Here is an 18108-nt window from a genome sequence, read left to right as displayed (position 1 = left end):
TCTCTGTATATGGTTTTAAAAACCATATACAGAAAAGGTCGCTGTGGGTGGTCAATTTTCCGTAATCACTAGCTCTTTAACTGATCAATTTTAGAGTATCACAACCAATAAGCGTAAGTGAAACCGGTTTTCTTGTTCGTCTGATACACGATGGCAGCCATGGGCAACTCCTCTATTTCATCGTTACAACACTATAGCGCATAACGAGGTATATTGCAAGAGAAATTGCGCTTATTCTTTTAATATTCAGCAGTTTATGTCGTTTTCATCGTCATAATTCCCGGGAAGCGGGGAATGAGGTGGATTGGTCGACCTGAAATCGTTAAGCTGAAGGTGTGGGGGGGGATGGCCGGCGGGTCGGAACGCGGCAAGGCTGTAGCCGAATACTGGCTGGATGAATTCCCTGACGTCCAGATCCTCAAGATCCGAGGAAAAGGCACCGCGGCGTTTTCAGCTTCACTGATTGCCTTTGCCGGCTTGGTGGGGGGAGCCAGCGGCATTTGAGACTTGGCGTTCAGTTTTGGATTCCGGCGAGCTCACTGTAATGTTGCCGAATCCGTCTGAAAACCTGGTGCCATCCGGTTTCTTCAAGGGTGGTTTGCAGCTGCTCGCAGCAGAAGGCTTGTTTTTGACGGATGTGTTTGAGCTGGATCTGCAGGGCCTGGGTAAGATTATCGAGAAAGAGTGGTTCGTGTTCCTTATCAAGTTGGTCGGGTCCCTTTAAGGGGGGCAGCGGCACACAGCTGATCAGCTCCGTGGCGATGGCCTCCTCGCCGACGAGGTCGCGAATTCCGGGCAGGTCGGTCACGATGACGCGGCAATCACAGGCCAGGGCCTCGAGCAGGACCAGGGGTAGCCCTTCATAAAAAGAGGGCAGCGCCAGAACGTGGGCCCGCTGAAAACGCTCCGCCAGCTCGTTTTGGGAAAGCGGGCCGAGAAGTTTAACGCCCTGAATCAGCGTCGCCTGACGGCGGATCTTGTCCGACTCCGAACCGCCACCGCCGCCCGCCAGCCACAAGGCGGCGGGTGGCGGCAGCTTGGAAAAGGCCTGAAGCAGCCAGGGGACCCCCTTGGCCCGGCTGAGTTTGCCGGCATAGATAAAGGTCGGAAGCTCTTCCTTGGCGCCGAAAACGCGGCAGAAGAGGTCCCGGCGATAACCGGCGCCGGCGATGCCTACCTTTTCCGGGGCGAAACCATAAGCCTCTACCAGTTTCCGCTTTTGCTCATGATTGAGGGCGAGCACGCGATCGACGGCCGTTACTCCCTTGATAACTCCGGGAGCCAGGCGCGGAGCCAGTTCGAGCTGGCGTAATTCAGTGCCGTGGGCCGAGGCCAGGAGAGGAATCGAGGGGAAAAGTTTCTTGATCAGGGCCGTCATCAGCCAGAGATGATGACTGTGAATGATGTCGGGGGCGAAGTTTCTGACCGCGGTGACGATGACTTTTGTGAATGCGGCTTCGTAGCGCGCCAGCTTTTCGTCGTCGAATTCGGCAAAGCGGGTGCTGGGGTAGGGCATGACGTCACTCATGCCGGCCACCGGAAAGGGCAGCTCCGCATTGTCGAAGTATACCGGGTAAATATTTTCCGCAGGCAGGTCCAATCCGGTCGGGCTGGTTGCCATGGCGGTCGGCAGGCCGCAGAGAACCGCCTGGGAAAGACCGACTTGTTGACCTTCCCGCACAATGGCCTGCAGATAGATGCCGCTGCCGGTTTGACCCGGAAGCTGAGATAAACAGTGGAGAATTCGCATTGAAAAAATTCCGGCCGGCGGTTAGCGGTTGCCGGGCGCGCGTCTGGCAACCGTTAACCGCCAATCCAGGGTCAAAAGCAGGTTACGGGTCTCGATTTATGAAGGCCCCCGCTCAGGTTGCGGGGGCGATGATTTCGTTCCAGGCGCGGGTTGCCGCCTGGCGTCCCTGGTTGATACAATCCGGAATGCCGATGCCGCGGTAGCCGGCCCCGGCCAGATAGAGACCCGGCTGGGCGGCCGTGAGGGTGTCGATCGTCTGCAGTCGTTCGGGATGGCCAATGATATACTGCGGCATGCCCTGAGGCCAGCGGTAAATCCAGCTTTGTTGCGGCGCCTGGTCCAGGCCCATGATGGCGGCCAGTTCTTCACGGACCAGGGTCAGCATCTGCTGATCCCCGAGGGCGGCAAGCTCCTGGCGCTGGGCTCCGCCGACAAAGGCGCGCAGCAGGACCATCCCTTCCGGAGCCCGGTGGGCCCATTTGATCGAGGACCAGGTGATCGCCATGATTCGGCGCCGGGCGACCTTGGGGACGATAAAACCGTAGGCGTCGAGCGGATGCGCGATCGCCCGGCGGGGAAAGGCCAGGGAGACGGTGGCCGAGGAAACGTAAGGGATCTGCTTAAGCTGCTCCGCCAGCCGAGGAAATTGGTTTTCCAGCATGGCGGCGGCGGCGTGGGTCTCGGTCGTGACGATCACCGCGTCGGCCTGGCAGAAAGGATGATGTTCCTCCGTCAGCCGCCATTTTCCCGCGAATTCCGGAAACAGTTGGGAAATTTTTCGCCCCGTATGAATCCTCTCCGGGCCGATTACCCGGCTGAGTTCATTAACCAGTTGACCCAGACCTTCGTTCAGAGAAATAAAAAAAGTTCGTTTCGGCCCGCCGGTCGCCGGGCGTGATTTCAGCATGGCAGCCATTTTTTTCTGCCTTCTCAGCATCCCGACAATCAGGCTGCCGCCATCCTGTTCCATCTCCAAAAAACGGGGAAAGGTGCTCAGCAGGCTCATGTTTTCGGGGTTGCCGGCGTGAATGCCGCCGATCAAAGGTTCCGCCAGCTTGTCCAGAGCCTCCCGCCCCAGACGGCGGCGGACAAAGGAAGCCAGGGTTTCATCCCCGCTTTCCCGGCGGCGGGGAATGAGAATGTCGGCCGCCATGCGCAGTTTGCCCGGCCAGGAGATCAGCCGCGAGGCCAGAAAGGGTAGGGGCTTGGTCGGCACCATCATCATCACCCCTTCCGGCAGGCGGTGCAGGGTGTTATTGTCGAAAACAAAGGTGCCGCCGGTTTCCGGGCGGGTGTTGAGCAGTTGCGTTTCCAGTCCGATTTCCTTGATCAACTGCAGGGCCCAGGGTTTCTCGACGATGAAGCAGTCCGGGCCGCCTTCGATCAGATAGGGGCCATCCTTGCGGGTGCTGATCTTGCCGCCGGGTTCCGCCGCCTGTTCATAAATCTCAAGCTCGATCTTAGTTCCCGTTTCCTTGATTTTTTTGGTGATCTCGTAAGCCGCGGCCAGACCGGTGATTCCGGCGCCGATGACAACGATTCTTTTGGGGGCGGACATAAACTTAACTCTCCGGCAAAAGGATTGAAAGACGGGCTGGAAAGATGGCCGCGCCTCAGGCTGGATAGAAAAACGACCGTTCAGTCATCGGCCAGACGGCGGTCGGTGAAGCGCGCCAGCATCTCGATGAAATCATCGTCGGCGTTGGCCGGTCGCGAACGGCGGCAACGCAGGTTTTCCTGTTCGCAAAAGGCTTTTATTTCGAGATCGAGATCATACAGGGTTTCCAGATGGTCCATGCTGAAGCTGATCGGAACGATGATGATATCGGTATGGCCGCGTTTTTTCAGGTCCAGCAGATGTGTTTCTATTTCCGGTTCCAGCCAGGCCCCGGGGGCGTTGCCTTTGCTCTGGTAAGCCAGGGAGGAGGAACAGGTCGGCAGCAGACGGAGAATCGCGGCGATATTGTTTTCAATCTCGGTGACGTAATGGTCCCCCTCGGCGATATAACTGCGCGGAATATTGTGAGCCGAAAAAAGCAGATGAGTTTGAGCGGCGGTCAGTGAAAAGCGGTTTGCTTGCGCGGTTTCCAGAATGCGATCGGCCAGCAGACGGTTATAGGCGGCTGCCCGGTACCAGTTTTCCAGGCGGACGATCTCAAGCCGAGAATCGGAAGCGGCTTTGTCCAGAGCCTGATAATAGGCCGCTGAACTGATTTTGGAGGAATGGGGCGAAAGTGACAGGGCATAGATCCTGGTTACCCCGCTTTCCGCCATTTCGCGAACGACGCCGGCGATATCCGGAGCCGAATAGCGAAAGGCGAGATAGACCGGAATTTCTCCCAGCTTGCGGGCAAGTTTTTGCTGAATTTCACGGCAGATACCGGGCAGCGGCGAAGCTCCGCCGACCGCCCGGTATTTCTTTTCTACCCGTTCACACAGTCCCGGCGGCAGCGGATCGCGCTGCAGCAGTTGTTTCAGAAAAGGCTCGATCTGTTCGGCTTTCTCCGGACCACCGTAGGCCAGCAGTAACAGGGCTTTTTTCATGAGTGTCATTTCCCCAGCATGCCATCCTTCATGCCCGCGTCGGCGGGATTGCTTCCCAGCCAGATGGCCCACAGGGCCTGCATGAAATCATTTCCGGGAATGCTGCCTTTCTCCGTCTGGTTGATGCTGACGCTGGTTCCCCGCTCGGGTAGATAGGTGATGACAATGCGGTCGCCGGCAACCAGATCACGATCAAAAAAAGCATTGAAAGAATTGATCCGCTCCTGCAGCCCGCTGATTTTTTCCTGGGAGTTATTGAAAAAACCGTCATTCCAGCCCTGAACAATTTTATCCTTGCCGACCTTACTGTGAATGAAATGCATGACTACTTGCTTGGCGACATCGGTGCTGATGGCTTTTTCCGCATCGCTGGTCGGGTGCGGCAGGTAGAGGCCGCAGGCATAGATCGACAGAAAAAATTTCTTTCGCATTCCGGCCCCATTCAGGTGAAGGCTTTGCCCCGAGATTTCTATTTTATCGGCAAACTCCACCCCCTTGAAGGTCAGGGCGCCGGCATTGCCGGCGAAAATCAGAATGACTCCCAGGATGAAAAAAAAGGCTTGCAATCTACCGGGTCTTTTGCGCATGGCGGGCTCTCCTTAAATTCTTTGATGGTTTATGCCGGCAAAACAAGGCTTATGACCTTGCCAAAACTCATATCATGGGGCAAATTCAACCTGCACCGGCCTCTTGATAAGGCCGGCATTCTGACCGCGTCGAAAAAGTTCGCTGATGCCCTGTCGGGCCGCCGGCGGATATTCGAGGGTGTCCTGGTTAGCGTAGAGTTTCAGGTAGCGATCCAACAGTCCGCGATCCTTGAGGGCCGGGTCATCGCGTTTTTCCCGGGCCAGAAGGTAGTCGATTACCTCTTCGCGATGCTCTAGGGCGTAGGCGATGCTTTGCCGCAAGAGGGCGGAGATTCGAGCGATCTTTTCCGGGCCCAGGCCTTTGCGGATGACATTGCCGCCCAGAGGCAGGGGCAGACCGGTTTCCCGCCACCACCATTGACCCAGATCGAGAAGCTTGTGAAAACCGCGCTCCCGGTAGGTCAGATTACCTTCGTGAATGACCACGGCGGCATCGACAAGGTGCTCCCGCAGGGCGTCGAAGGTTTTCGCAAACGGGGTGATCGGAATGATTTGCGGAATAAAATCCGGGCAGATAAGTTTAAACACCAGGTAGGCGGTGGTTGAAAAACCGGGTACCGAGATTCTTTTGCCGGCCAGCGCTTCGGTTTTAAGCTGTGGATTCCAGCTTAAAACCAAGGGGCCGTAATTGACCCCGATACTGCCGCCGTGGGGAAGCAGAAGATATCTGTCGCTGATTCCGGCGTAGGCGTGAATGGAAACCGCCGTGATATCCACCTCGCAGTTCGCGGCGAGGTCGTTTAAGGCCAGGGTGTCGCGCCGCTGGTGCTCGAAGATCAGGCCCTGGGTGTCGATCTTGTTCTCTAGCAGGGCGTAGAACATGAAAAGATCGTCCGAATCGACACTGTAGGCCAGGGTGATGGTTTGCCGGTTTTTCACTACAGCTCGCTTTCCATGCGGATAACCGCTGTCGGGGCGGCGATAATCGGCAGGCGGTCGATTGCCGCGAGAGCCTGGCGCAGATCTTTTTCCCGGGCCTTGTGAGTCTGCATCACGATCGGCACGGTGTCGCCATTGGGACTGCGGCCCTGTTGAATGCAGGAGGCGATACTGATCTGATTTTCTCCGAGAATGCCGGCGATTTTTGACAGGACCGAGGTTTTGTCATGGGCCGAGAAACGCAGGTAATACTGGCTGAAAATTTCACTCATCGGGCGGCAGGCGCAGGCTTGGACCGCCTCCGGTTGAAAACCCAGGGTCGGAACCCTTTGGAAGAATCCGCCGATGAGGTTGCGGGCGATATCGACCAGATCGCCGACCACGGCGCTGGCGGTGGCCATCATGCCCGCGCCCCGGCCATAGTAAAGACTCGGCCCCAGGGCGTCGGCGTTGACAAAGACGGCGTTGAAAACCCCGTCGATTTTAGCCAACATATGTTTTTCCGGAATCATGGTGGGATGGACCCGGGTCTCGATGGTGTCATTTTCTTTTTTGGCGATGGCCAGCAACTTGATTTTGTAGCCGAACTCCCGGGCAAAGGCGAAATCCACCGGTTTGACGGCGCTGATGCCTTCAACGTGAATCTGGTCGCAGGCGATCGGGGTGGCAAAGGCCAGGGCGGTCAGAATCGACAACTTATGGGCCGTGTCGATGCCTTCGATATCAAAGGTCGGGTCGGCTTCAGCATAGCCCAGGTCCTGGGCGTTGTTGAGAGCCTGGGCGAAATCGGCGCCTTCATCCCCCATTTTGGTCAGAATGTAGTTACAGGTGCCGTTCAGAATGCCGCAGACCGAATTGATTTTATTGCCGGCCAGGGCTTCACGCATGACCTTGATAATCGGAATACCGCCGCCGACGCTGGCCTCATAGTAAAAATCCACCCCTTTTTCCCGGGACAGGGCAAAGAGTTCGTTGCCGTGGCGGGCGAGCAGAGCCTTGTTGGCAGTCACCACACTTTGGCCGCAGGTAAGAGCCTGCGCGACAAAACTGCGGGCCGGTTCATAACCGCCGATCAACTCAATGATGATTTCGATTTCGGGATTGCCGATCAGCTCCTTGACGTTGGTGGTCAGAAGGTTGTCGGGAAGCGATACCCCGCGATCGGTCGTAATATCGAGATCAGCGATTTTGAGCAGGTTTAATTCGGCGCCGAGGCGCTCGCGGATCGCCTGACGGTTCTCCAGTAAAAGTTTTGCGACTCCGGCCCCGATGGTACCAAAACCAATCAGACCAACATTTATTGTTCTCATTTAATAATCCCGATGAACCTGTATGAAGTCAATGACGACGGCCTTTCGTCAGAGGCGCAAAAAAAGCCGCCGGCGGAAAATGCCGGTAAACCGTTGCCGGTTTTTTTACATTATCTGACGTAAACCACGAATCGCCTGCCGCGTCCGGTGTTCGTTCTCAACCAGGGCGAAGCGGACGTAGTCATCGCCGAACTCACCAAAGCCGATGCCGGGAGAGACGGCGACCCGGGTTTCCCGAATAAGTTTCTTGGCGAACTCAAGGGAGCCCATTTCCAGGTAGGGATCCGGAATCTTGGCCCAGACAAACATCGTGCCCTTGGGTTTCTCGACCTTCCAGCCGATGCGATTGAGACCGTCGCACAGAACGTCGCGCCGCTCGCGATAAATATTGACGATCTCCGCGACGCAGCTCTGGTCGCCTCTGAGGGCCGAGATCGCGGCGATCTGCAGGGGCTGGAACATGCCGTAATCAAGGTAGCTTTTGAGCCTGGTCAGGGCATGGATCATGCGTTTGTTGCCGACGCAGAACCCCACCCTCCAGCCGGCCATGCTGTAACTTTTTGATAACGAATAAAATTCGACGGCGACCTCCCGGGCGCCTTTGACCTGCATGATCGAGGGCGCCCGGTAGCCGTCGAAGACAAGGTCGGCGTAAGCGAAGTCGTGGACGACCAGAATATCGTTTGCCTTGGCGTAATCAACGATTTTATTAAAAAAATCGAGGTCGATGACCTTGGTGGTCGGATTATGGGGAAAGCTGATGATCATCATTTTCGGTCGCGGCCAGGTCAGTTTCGTCGCCGCCTGAAGATCCTCGAAAAAATCCCGTTCCGGGGATAAGGGAATACTGCGCAGATCGCCGCCGGCGATGATTACCGAATAAGGGTGGATCGGATAGGCCGGCGAGGGGACAAAAACGACATCTCCGGGGCCGATGGTGGCCAGGGCCAGATGGGCGAGCCCTTCCTTGGCGCCGATGGTGGCGATCGCCTCGCTCTCGGGATCCAGGGAAACCTGAAAATTCTTTTCATACCATTCGCAGATCGCCTCCCTCAGGTTCGGTACCCCACGGGAAACCGAATAGCGATGGTTGCGGGGATTGTAGATGGCTTCCGAGGCCTTGTCCACGATGTGCTGCGGCGTGGGAATGTCAGGGTTGCCCATGCCGAGATCAATGATATCCTCGCCGGCCTTGCGGGCTTTCATCTTCAAATCATTGACGGTGGCAAAAACATATGGAGGCAGTCGTTTGATGCGGTGGAACTCTTCCATGATTAGAGAATCTCCGTGGTCTGGGGCCTGGTTCTGCTTTTCTCCGCGAAGCCCCGCACAGAGAAGCACTCAACACCTTACAGAATATTCATTTTGGGGCCAGAGGCGCGAAAAGCAATTTGTGGTGGGTTGCCGCGGCGCGCCCGCGTTCGTAATTTCGGCTCATAGCATGTTTGAACAGCTTTTTCAATTATTCGTTGCAGTGCGGATGTTCAGGTAGCCTTGGTCGGTGTTTTGCGCGGCCGTCCGGGCGGCCGTATTGGCGAGTACGTCGCAGCGTTCATTTTCCGCATTGCCGGCATGGCCCTTGACCCAGCACATGGTCACCCGGTGTTTTTCGGTCTGGGCCAACAACCGCTGCCAGAGATCGGGATTCAGCGCCCGGGCCCCGCTTTTCCGGTCTCTGATCCACTGGTTCTGCTGCCAGCGTCGGGCCCAGCCCAGGTTGATACCGTCAACCACATATTTGGAATCGCTGAACAGCGTGACCGCGCAAGGTTCCTTGAGAATTTCCAGGGCCTTGATGCAGGCCAGCAGCTCCATGCGGTTATTGGTGGTTTCGCGAAAGCCCTCGGAAAGCTCTCGGCGATGTCCACCGTAAAGCAGAACGACCCCGTACCCACCTGGGCCGGGGTTGCCGAGACAACCGCCATCGGTGTAAATTGTCACCTGTTTCATGCGTTGATCAGCCCCTTGCGTTTGTTTTTGTATCAGCGCCGTTATCTTAGCCTTTTGTTGATGAGGCTGTCAATCTTTAGAGTGGAGGGCCGGAATCAGTTGGGGCGCCGCTGCTGTTCAGCGCGGTTGACTTCGCCTTGTATCGAGACCTGAAAACCTGCAAAATTCGGGACCTGACCTAATTTTGCATGGAATCGGGAGCGTGTTAGCGCGCAAGATTTTCCGGTTTGGCTGAAGCGCGCCCCTAAGATCGCTGTCGCGGCCACCCAGGCGAAAGTAACCTGCGCTGGCGCTGACTTTTTTGGAAAGTTACCTTGCCGTGGCGGTTAAAAAACTTTATTAAACTTAAAAAGTGTAGTAAAGGAGCCGCTTTTACAGTCGTGGTCAGTGCAAACCGGAACGGTTTCGTGACGGAAACTGCGGTTTGCGGCTTTGAGGGTTCATCTCAGTTCTTTCATCAGTTCTTTAGTGTGCAGGAAGAAGTAAGACAATCATGGAATATTTTGATATTTTAAGTGTGATCGGCAACACTCCGGTTTTGCGTCTGGTCAAGATTTCACCGCTGCCGATATTTGCCAAGGCTGAATATCTTAACCCGGGGGGCAGCGTCAAAGATCGCGTAGCCAAACACATGGTCTCCCAGGCCGAGAAACGGGGACAGCTCAAGCCGGGTTCGACCATTATCGAGGCCACTTCCGGTAATACCGGCATCGCGGTTGCCTTTGTCGGGGTGCATCGCGGTTATCGAGTAATTATCGTGATGCCGGAGGATATGAGCGAGGAACGCAAAAAAATAATCAAGGCCCTGGGGGCCGAACTGGTGCTGACTCCGGCCCGTGAGAGTTTGACCGGGGCGGTCAAAAAGGGCAAGGAACTGGCGGCAACCATTAAAAATTCTTATATTCTCGGACAGTTTGAAAATCCCGACAATCCGGAAATTCATTATTTAACCACCGGGGCCGAGCTTTGGCAGCAGCTTGAGGGCAATGTCGATGCCTTTGTCGCCGGGGTCGGCAGCGGCGGCACCCTGGGCGGGGTCGGACGTTTTCTCAAGGAACAGAAAGCCGGTATTCGTGTGGTGGCGGTGGAACCGGAAAACTCGGCGGCGTTGCTGGGACAGGAACCGGGGCTGCATCAGATTCAGGGCATCGGTGATGGTTTCGTGCCGCCGGTTCTGGATGTGTCGCTGATTGATGAAGTGGTTACGGTCAGCGATGAAGATGCGATAGCCACAGCTCGTAATCTGGCCCGCATGGAAGGGACGATGGTCGGGACTTCCTCCGGCGCCAATGTCTGGGCGGCGATGAAGATCGCGCGCCGGTTGGGACCGGACAAGCGAGTGGCGACAATTCTGCCGGATCGGATTGAAAGGTATTTCAGTACTAGTCTGATTTAGTCACAAATGGTCGCGAGGTCTGACAGGGAAAACGTGAAATCTAAGGCGGGGTCGAAGCCCGTAATCCCAAAAGCGGCATTATGGCCTCTGCCTGAAGGGACTCCAGCCGGTCGCAGATCGGTGCTCTCATCAGATCGTTTTTCGATTTATTTCAAGCCGAAAATGGTTTGTGAGGTAGCAAACAATGATAATTCCCGGCGTAGTCGGGCAGGGATAGAGTTATGAGTATGGAATTATACAATTGTTCTCTGGAAGAACTGGGGCGGCTTTTCGCCCGGGGCGAGGTTTCGGCGTTGGCGATCACCCGTTCGGTCCTGGATCGGATTGCGGAACTTGATGCGCAAGTCGGAGCTTATCTTGAAGTTGATGAGAACGGTGCCTTGGCTCAGGCGGAGGCCGCCGATCAACGGCGCCGGAACGGAGAGAAAATTTCTCCGCTGTGCGGCATGCCTCTGGGGCTTAAGGATCTGCTTTCCACCAAGGGGATGAAAACCACCTGCGCCTCGCGGATGCTGGCGGATTATCGTCCCGAGTTTGACGCGACCGTTGTGACCCGGTTACGGGAAGCGGGCGCGGTTTTGCTGGGCAAGCTGAATATGGATGAGTTCGCCATGGGCTCGTCCACGGAAAACTCCGCTTTTCATCCAACTCGTAATCCCTGGAATCTCGGGCGCGTGCCGGGAGGTTCCAGCGGAGGTTCAACCGCCGCGGTGGCGGCGGGCATGGCCATCGCCAGTCTCGGCTCCGATACCGGCGGTTCGATTCGGCAACCGGCCTCTTTTTGCGGGGTGGTGGGTTTAAAGCCTTCCTACGGGCGAGTCTCTCGTTATGGTCTGGTGGCTTTTGCTTCTTCCTTGGATCAGATCGGGCCAATTACGGCAACCGTGGCCGACGCTGCCCTGCTCTTAGGCGTCATCGCTGGTTTTGATGCTTTTGATTCAACCTCGGTCAAGGCGCCGGTGCCGGATTATTATCAAGGTCTGGACAGGGAAATTGAAGGCCTGCGCATCGGGGTGCCGCGGGAATATTTTGCCGCCGGTCTGGACCCGGAAGTCGAAGCTGCGGTCAATCAGGCCTGCAGGCAGCTGGGCTCTCTCGGGGCTCGGCTGGATGAGGTTTCTCTGCCTCATACCGATTACGCCGTGGCGACCTATTACCTGCTGGCGACCGCCGAGGCGAGTTCCAACCTTGCCCGCTACGACGGGGTCAAGTACGGCTTTCGTGACACTCAGGCCGAAAGTCTGATCGAGATGTATCGTCGGACTCGGGCGCAGGGCTTCGGCGAAGAAGTCAAACGCCGGATCATGCTTGGGACCTATGCATTGTCGGCCGGCTATTATGACGCCTATTACCGCAAGGCGCAGCAGGTCAGAACCCTGATTACCCAGGATTTTGACCAGGTGTTCAGGGATTTTGATGTGATTGTCGCCCCGGTCTGTCCCACCCCCGCCTTTGCGTTTGGGGAAAAAGTCGATGACCCGCTGGCGATGTATCTCTCCGATATTCTAACGATTCCGGTGAATCTCGCGGGTCTGCCGGCGATTTCGGTGCCTTGCGGTCTGACGGCCCAGGGGTTGCCCGTGGGTTTGCAGCTGATTGCCCGGCCATTTGCTGAGGAAATGCTGCTGCGGGTCGCCCGGCATTACGAGCAGGTCTCCGGCTGGAACGGCTGTCGGCCCCAGCTCCAGGGCAATAAGGGAAAGGCGGTGCGGTGATGGATTATGAAATTGTTATCGGACTTGAGGTTCATTGTCAGCTGCTGACGCAGACCAAAATCTTCTGTGGCTGTTCCACTGATTTCGGTAATCCTCCCAATCACAATACCTGTCCGGTGTGCACCGGGATGCCCGGGGCGTTGCCGGTGTTGAACCGTAAGGTCGTTGATTTTGCGATTCGCGCCGGTCTGGCGACGGGTTGCGAAATTACGCGAAACAGTGTTTTTGCCCGTAAAAATTATTTTTATCCGGATCTGCCCAAGGGTTATCAGATTTCCCAGTTTGAACTGCCGATCTGTCTGGCCGGTCATCTCGATATAGAGGTTGAGGGAGGGGTGAAACGAATCGGCATTACCCGAATCCATATGGAGGAGGATGCCGGGAAGCTGGTTCATCCGGAATATTCCGGCGGGGTCAGCTATGTTGACTACAATCGGGCCTGCGTGCCTTTGCTTGAGATTGTCAGCGAGCCCGACATGCGCAGTTCCGCCGAAGCCGTGGCTTATCTCAAGGCCCTGCGTGAAATTATGGTTTACTTAGGCATTACCGACGGCAACATGGAGGAAGGCAGTTTTCGTTGTGACGCCAATATCTCCCTGCGGCGTTGGGGCGCGCCTCATTTCGGAATCCGGGCCGAGCTGAAGAATATGAATTCCTTCCGTAACGTTCAGCGCGCGATTGATTATGAGGTCGAGCGCCAGCGCGATATTCTTGACGGCGGCGGGCAGGTGGTGCAGGAAACCCGCTTATGGAATGTCGAGCGTGGGGTGACCATGCCGATGCGGGGCAAGGAGGAGGCGCATGATTATCGTTATTTCCCCGATCCCGATCTTTTGCCGGTAGTGATCGAGGAGGCCTGGATAGCCGGGATTCGGGCGGGGCTGCCGGAATTGCCGGCCGCGAAACGTCGGCGTTTTGCCGCGGCTTACGGGCTTTCTGAAGCCGATATCGAAGTTCTGACCGCCGAGCGCGCCATGGCCGATTTCTTTGAGGCCGCGGTTGGCTTTTTCCCTCAGCCCAAGCCGGTGGCCAACTGGATCATGGCCGAACTGCTGAAATTTATCAACGAAGACAAAATCACGATCGAAAAGTGTCCGATAACCCCGGAAGGATTGGCCCGGCTTCTGCGCCTGATTGAGGATGGCGCCATCAGCGGTAAAATCGCCAAGCAGGTATTCGCCCGCATGTATGCTGAAGCCGACAACGATCCTTTGCGTCTGGTCGAGGAGGAAGGGCTGGGGCAGATCTCGGACAGCGCCGAACTGGCCAAGCTGGTTGATGAGCTTGTCGCCGCCAATCAGGACAAGGTTGCGGAGTATCGGGCCGGTAAGGTTAAAATGTTTGGTTTTTTTGTCGGTCAGGTTATGAAAAAGACCGGGGGGCAGGCTAACCCACAGATGGTCAATGAACTTTTAAAAGAGAGAATTGGTTGATTTTAAAGCAGAATTCTGTTAAAAGTGAGTAAAGATTTAGCCGTCCCGGAAGGCTTTGCCTTCTGGTTGTGGTCGATAGGCGTGGTGGTGATATCGTTTTACCCTTGTATTTCGTATGGTTACGGTATTTGGGAGCAGGGGATCGGCAAGCTTTTCGGGGGTCGTCGGGGGAGCTGACTTTCAGTCTGGCTTTTTGGGGCGGTCGGAATCAGGGCGGCTTTAGTTATGTTTTTTCAGAGAACCTTAAAAAACGAGATTTCCTGTGTCGGTATTGGCCTGCATTCCGGGCTTAAGGTGAGGCTGGTTCTGAAACCGGCTCCGGCCCACCATGGAATCAAGCTGCAGCGCTTTGAAAACGGACAGTTATTGACGACGATTCCGGCTTCTTCAGAATTCGTGGTCGATACCTCGCTGGCGACGACACTGGGCCGTGACGGCCATGTTATCGGTACGGTTGAACATCTGCTTTCGGCTTTCTCGGGGCTTGGAGTGGATAATGCCCTGGTGGAAGTGCATGGTCCCGAGGTCCCGATCATGGATGGCAGCGCCAACCCTTTTGTGTATCTTCTCAAAACCGCGGGGATCACCAGGCAGGTTGAAGGCAAATCTTACCTGCGGATGATCGGAACGGTTACGGTCAGCGAGGGTGATAAATGGGCCCGTCTTGGTCCACAACCGCCTTTTTCCAAGACTTCGCTTTCGATTATCAGTCATATTGAATTTGATCACCCGATGATCGGTTCCCAAAGCTTCAGTTTTTCCTTTGCCAAGATGGCTTATGACCGTCAGATCAGCCGGGCCCGGACTTTCGGTTTCCTGCAGGAAGTGGAGTGGCTCAAGGCCCGCAATCTGGCCCGGGGCGGTTCCCTGGATAACGCAATTGTTCTGGACGAATTTTCCGTGATGAACGCGGATGGTTTGCGTTTTGCCGATGAATTCGCCCGGCATAAAGTGCTTGATTGCTTCGGTGATGTCAGCCTGCTGGGCATGCCTTTGATCGGGGTTCTGGAAGCCAATAAGACCGGTCACGCTCTTAACTATAAGCTGGTTCAAGCCGTGCTTGAAAATACCGAAGCCTGGGAAAAGGTCAGTGGCGAAGAGCACTCTGAGTTTTTCTTCCCGGGTCTCCCGGATCCCCGTCTGGTTATGGGGGAAGCGTTGTTTTAAGACCACCTTAGGCTGATTGTTCAAACCCTTCTTTATTAAGGGCGCAAACGTTTTATCCTGATCGCGTCCTCATTCACATCGCTGTTATCCTTGCGACTGTTTTTACATTTCGCTAAGAAAATCAACCTCAGTCAGTTTTATCTCTTTAGGGTCGGATTGTTTGCGGCAAAATCAATCAGGGCTTGCAGCAGGCCCGCGCTGGTATAGTCGGGGGCAACGATCTTAACCTGCAGGCCGGCGGCCGTGGCGGCCGCGGCGGTAATCGGGCCGATACAGGCGGTGGTGATCTTCCGCAGCCGGGAGCAGGCTGCGGGATGATGACAATTTTCGACCAGGTTGTTGGCTGTCGAGGCGCTGGTCAGCGTGATGATGTCAATTTTCCGGCAACGCAGAAGTTCTTCCAGTAAAAGGGATGATTGCGGCGGGAAAATGGTCTGGTATACCGCCACGACATTTACCTCCGCCCCTTGTCGACGCAGGGTTTCGGGTAACAGCTCGCGGGCTTTAAGGGCTCTCGGCAGAAGGATTCTATGGCCTTTGAGGTCGCGATCGGCAAACAGCTCAATCAGACCTTCGGCGGCGTATTCCTTGGCGATCAGAGTGCAATGCAGGCCGGCCGCCTGAATTGCCCGTGCGGTTTCTGGTCCCACCGAGACTATTTTTATTTGTGAGAGGCTCTTTTCATCACCCTGCTTTTCCCTGAAACGTTGCAAGAAAGCTTCGACGCCGTTGACGCTGCTGAAGATCAACCACTGGTAGAGGGCCAGTTCGGTAATGGCCCGGTCGGTCGCAAGCCAGTCCGGCGGCGGCACGGTTACGATTGTGGGCAGGAGGTGCGTCCGGGCCCCGGCGTTCTCAAGTTCCTGCACAAATTTGCGGGCCTGTTTTTCAGGCCGGGTAACCAGGATTGAAAGATCCTGCAGGGGTGGCTTTCGATAAGTTGCCGGCATAAAATCTTGACTTCGATGGTTGAGGGATAAGGCCTCAGGCCTGAGTGGTTTCAGGGTGCAGGGCGAAGCATTCCGCCAGCAGGCGGTCGGCTCCGTGCTGCAAGAGTTGGCGGGCTAGAAGCTCGCCCAGAATTTCAGGATCTTTTCCCGCCTCGGTCAATTTGATGATGCGGTGACCGTCCAGGGCGGCGACCAGGCCGCTGAGCTGAATCTGCCGGTTGGCACCGACCGTGGCGTAAGCCGCGATCGGCACCTGACAGCCCCCCTCCAGGGTGCGAAGCAGGGCCCTTTCCGCCCGGACCGCGAGAGCGCTTTCCGCATGGTGAAAGAAAGCCAGACGCTGGTTGTTGAAGTCGTCCTGGGCGCGGGTTTCAATGCCCAGGGCGCCCTGAGCGATAGCCGGCAAGGAAACTTCCGGAGGCAGGAGCTCCGTGGCCTTGTCGGCCCAGCCCAAGCGTTTAACGCCGGCATAGGCCAGAATGATGCCGGCGTATTCCCCGCGCGCTATTTTTTTAAGTCGGGTGTCGATGTTGCCTCGCAAATCCCTGGTTTCAAGGTGAGGGAAAACGTGCAGGAGCTGAGCTTTACGACGCAGGCTGCTGGTTCCGATCAGAGCTCCCGCAGGCAGCTCCCGCAGGGTTCTGCCGTCGCAGGAAAAAAAGGCGTCGCGGGGATCCTCGCGGATGGGGATGATCTCAACCTGCAGACCTGCCGGTAATGTGGTCGGAACATCCTTCATGCTGTGAACCGCCAGATCGATTTCACCGGCCAGCAGGGCATCTTCAATCTCCTTGACGAAAAGGCCCTTGCCGCCGACCTTGGCCAAGGGGACATCGAGAATCTTATCTCCTTTGGTTTTGATGATTCTTAAAGTCACCTCAATTCCTGGGTATTCGCGTTCCAGTTCGCTTTTGACCCAGTTGGCCTGCCACAAAGCCAGGGCGCTGCCACGGGTGCCGATGGTGATACGGTTCTTATGGTTCATGAAGTTTCTCCTTGAAAAAACGCGAAGCGGTTTTTATTGACCATCTTCGCCGGCGAGGTGAAAAATTCTGCGAATGGTTGCGGCCGGTTGGCTGTTATGGCAAAAATCCGTGTTCTTCAGATAATTGATCGGGTGATGAAGGATTTTATTGCTGATGGCGTTGACCATGGCGTCGAGACGTTTTTGCTCTTCGAGGTTGAGCCCGGAAATATCAGGCAGGGTTTTGTCGAGTTCAGTGCGGACGATCTTCATGACCTGGTTCCTGAGTTCCTTGATGGTCGGAGTTACGGCCAGGGATGCGAGCCAATGTTCAAATTTGTCGACCTCGAGGTCGACCAGGTTTTCAGCGCGCTGGGCCTCCTGCTCTCGCTGGTCAAGATTCTCCGAGACCACGCCCTGTAAATCATCGACGTCGTAAAGATAGATATTGTCGATTTCATTGACTTTGGGATCGATATCCCGGGGCACCGCGATGTCGATCAAGAAGATCGGTCGATTACGTCTTTTTTTTAAAGCGCTGATCAGTTCCGGGGGACGCAGTAGATAGGTCGGAGATCCGGTCGAACTTAAAATAATGTCGGCCTGATCCAGCTGCTGATGGAATTTATCGAAAGGAATGGCAATCCCGGCAAAATCATCCGCCAGTTCCCGGGCCCGGCTGAAGGTGCGGTTGGTAACCAGAACCTCATCCACGCCATGGCTGATAAAATGCCGCGCCGCCAGTTCGCACATTTCGCCGGCGCCGATCAGCAGGGCTTTCATGCCTTTGAGGTCGCCGAAAATTTTTTTGGCCAGTTCGACGGCGGCAAAGCTGACCGAGACCGCGCAACTGGCGATGCGGGTGCGGGTTCGGACCTCTTTGGCGATGAAAAATGAGCGATGCAGGTAACGGTTCAGGATCAGACCGGTAGCGCAGTTTTCTGAGGCAACGGCGAACGCATCCTTGAGCTGTCCCAGAATCTGAGGTTCGCCGATGACCATTGAATCAAGGCTGGAGGCCACGCGAAAGCCGTGGCGGACGGCTTCCCGATCATTGTGAAAATAAAGTTTGTCGGCAAAGTCGGAGGCGTCAAACCGATGATGACGGGCCAGAAAAGCGATCATCCGTTCGCGGCACTGATCCAGCGTGGGCGTAATGCCGTAGAGCTCGACCCGATTGCAGGTTGAAAGGATCAGGGCTTCAACCAGGCCGCATTCCTGACGCAGCTGATTGAGGGCGGCGGGCAGAGTCTCGGACGGGAAAGCCAAACGTTCCCTGATTTCTACCGGGGCGGTTTGATGGTTCAGGCCTAAGGTGACAATATGCATAGATGACTGGATATGAATTAATTTTGATGGCTTTGTGAAAACTTCATCGGTTTTGTCTCAGGCCTTGCGCAGCG

General features: G+C 55.9%; 16 protein-coding genes. 5 read left to right on the top strand and 11 right to left on the bottom strand.

Annotated features, from left to right (window positions below):
* The first annotated feature begins 294 nt into the window (after positions 1 to 294).
* Complete coding sequence (locus ENN66_02055; GenBank protein HDS15403.1) at positions 295 to 504, top strand: hypothetical protein; 210 nt, start codon at positions 295 to 297, stop codon at positions 502 to 504.
* Between the two features lie 10 nt (positions 505 to 514).
* Here the strand turns inward: ENN66_02055 and ENN66_02050 are convergent, their stop codons facing one another.
* From ENN66_02050 to ENN66_02015, 8 genes are all read right to left on the bottom strand, one after another.
* On the bottom strand, positions 515 to 1750 hold the full coding sequence (locus ENN66_02050; protein HDS15402.1) for a glycosyltransferase: 1236 nt from the start codon (positions 1748 to 1750) through the stop codon (positions 515 to 517).
* 112 nt (positions 1751 to 1862) lie between these two features.
* Positions 1863 to 3308, bottom strand: a complete 1446-nt coding sequence (gene hemG / locus ENN66_02045; GenBank protein ID HDS15401.1) for a protoporphyrinogen oxidase — start codon at positions 3306 to 3308, stop codon at positions 1863 to 1865.
* An 80-nt stretch (positions 3309 to 3388) separates the two neighbouring features.
* Positions 3389 to 4303 carry a ferrochelatase gene (hemH, locus tag ENN66_02040; protein HDS15400.1) on the bottom strand — a complete coding sequence of 305 codons (915 nt, stop codon included), beginning with the start codon at positions 4301 to 4303 and terminating at the stop codon, positions 3389 to 3391.
* Complete coding sequence (locus ENN66_02035) at positions 4300 to 4881, bottom strand: hypothetical protein (protein HDS15399.1); 582 nt, start codon at positions 4879 to 4881, stop codon at positions 4300 to 4302. Before ENN66_02035 ends, hemH begins: the two co-directional genes overlap by 4 nt.
* A gap of 72 nt (positions 4882 to 4953) precedes the next feature.
* The gene (locus tag ENN66_02030; protein HDS15398.1) at positions 4954 to 5820 is read right to left on the bottom strand and encodes an ABC transporter substrate-binding protein; all 867 of its coding nucleotides are present in this window, start codon (positions 5818 to 5820) and stop codon (positions 4954 to 4956) included.
* A complete protein-coding gene (locus ENN66_02025; GenBank protein HDS15397.1) occupies positions 5820 to 7130 on the bottom strand; it encodes a homoserine dehydrogenase in 1311 nt (436 codons plus the stop codon). Before ENN66_02025 ends, ENN66_02030 begins: the two co-directional genes overlap by 1 nt.
* A 105-nt stretch (positions 7131 to 7235) precedes the next feature.
* Positions 7236 to 8402, bottom strand: a complete 1167-nt coding sequence (locus ENN66_02020) for an alanine transaminase (protein ID HDS15396.1) — start codon at positions 8400 to 8402, stop codon at positions 7236 to 7238.
* Between the two features lie 186 nt (positions 8403 to 8588).
* Positions 8589 to 9080, bottom strand: coding sequence for a ribonuclease HI (locus ENN66_02015; GenBank protein ID HDS15395.1), 492 nt, complete (start codon positions 9078 to 9080; stop codon positions 8589 to 8591).
* A 493-nt stretch (positions 9081 to 9573) separates the two neighbouring features.
* Between ENN66_02015 and cysK the strand changes: the two genes are divergently transcribed.
* The 4 genes from cysK (at position 9574) to ENN66_01995 (ending at position 14791) form a co-directional block, all read left to right on the top strand.
* On the top strand, positions 9574 to 10476 hold the full coding sequence (cysK, locus tag ENN66_02010; protein HDS15394.1) for a cysteine synthase A: 903 nt from the start codon (positions 9574 to 9576) through the stop codon (positions 10474 to 10476).
* Between the two features lie 227 nt (positions 10477 to 10703).
* Positions 10704 to 12191 carry an Asp-tRNA(Asn)/Glu-tRNA(Gln) amidotransferase subunit GatA gene (gatA, locus tag ENN66_02005; GenBank protein ID HDS15393.1) on the top strand — a complete coding sequence of 496 codons (1488 nt, stop codon included), beginning with the start codon at positions 10704 to 10706 and terminating at the stop codon, positions 12189 to 12191.
* On the top strand, positions 12188 to 13624 hold the full coding sequence (gatB, locus tag ENN66_02000) for an Asp-tRNA(Asn)/Glu-tRNA(Gln) amidotransferase subunit GatB (protein ID HDS15392.1): 1437 nt from the start codon (positions 12188 to 12190) through the stop codon (positions 13622 to 13624). Before gatA ends, gatB begins: the two co-directional genes overlap by 4 nt.
* Positions 13625 to 13849: 225 nt before the next feature.
* Positions 13850 to 14791, top strand: coding sequence for a UDP-3-O-acyl-N-acetylglucosamine deacetylase (locus tag ENN66_01995; protein HDS15391.1), 942 nt, complete (start codon positions 13850 to 13852; stop codon positions 14789 to 14791).
* Positions 14792 to 14928: 137 nt separating this feature from the next.
* Here the strand turns inward: ENN66_01995 and ENN66_01990 are convergent, their stop codons facing one another.
* Genes ENN66_01990 through ENN66_01980 form a run of 3 tightly spaced genes read right to left on the bottom strand, consistent with a single transcriptional unit; the run spans position 14929 to position 18034 of the window.
* A complete protein-coding gene (locus ENN66_01990; protein ID HDS15390.1) occupies positions 14929 to 15741 on the bottom strand; it encodes a uroporphyrinogen-III synthase in 813 nt (270 codons plus the stop codon).
* A 34-nt stretch (positions 15742 to 15775) separates the two neighbouring features.
* Positions 15776 to 16726, bottom strand: a complete 951-nt coding sequence (gene hemC / locus ENN66_01985; GenBank protein HDS15389.1) for a hydroxymethylbilane synthase — start codon at positions 16724 to 16726, stop codon at positions 15776 to 15778.
* Positions 16727 to 16759: 33 nt separating this feature from the next.
* Positions 16760 to 18034: a glutamyl-tRNA reductase gene (locus ENN66_01980; protein HDS15388.1), complete on the bottom strand. Its 1275-nt coding sequence runs from the start codon at positions 18032 to 18034 to the stop codon at positions 16760 to 16762.
* Positions 18035 to 18108 lie beyond the last annotated feature (74 nt).

Source organism: Pseudomonadota bacterium (genome assembly GCA_011049115.1).
In the GTDB taxonomy this organism is placed as follows: domain Bacteria; phylum Desulfobacterota; class Anaeroferrophillalia; order Anaeroferrophillales; family Tharpellaceae; genus DSCM01.
The sequence above is the reverse complement of the archived record's forward strand: the minus strand, read 5'-3'. Positions and strand labels throughout refer to the sequence as shown.